Consider the following 323-nt stretch of genomic DNA (forward strand, 5'->3'; position numbering starts at 1 on the left):
CGTCCTGGCCTGGATGCTCAGCTGCCGTGCGCTCGGCCGCGGGGTGGAGGAGCGGCTGCTGGGGTGGCTGGCCGACCGCGCCGACGCCCTGGGGTGCGCGACGGTGCGCCTGACGGCGGAGCGGACACCACGCAACGTACCGGCCCGGCGGCTGCTCGCCGCGCTCGGCGGCGGCGAACCGGACGATACGCGGCTGACGCTCGTGACGACGCCGGAAGGCCTGCGGGCATTCCGGTCCTGGGAGCAGTGAAGTTGACGAAAGGACGGGCGGACCGCGTGAGTGACGAGGCCATGCAGGTGGGCGCGGCGGACGAGGGGCGGCG

Annotated in this window: 1 protein-coding gene; it reads left to right on the forward strand. The window is 75.2% G+C overall.

Going from position 1 to position 323, the window contains the following annotated elements; all coding sequences use genetic code 11:
• On the forward strand, positions 1 to 250 hold a 250-nt coding region (locus tag CCN51_RS59025; RefSeq protein WP_245881907.1), incomplete at its 5' end, for a hypothetical protein.
• Between the last annotated feature and the right edge of the window lie 73 nt (positions 251 to 323).

It is taken from the genome of Streptomyces milbemycinicus (assembly GCF_002154605.1).
Classification (GTDB): Bacteria; Actinomycetota; Actinomycetes; order Streptomycetales; family Streptomycetaceae; genus Streptomyces; species Streptomyces milbemycinicus.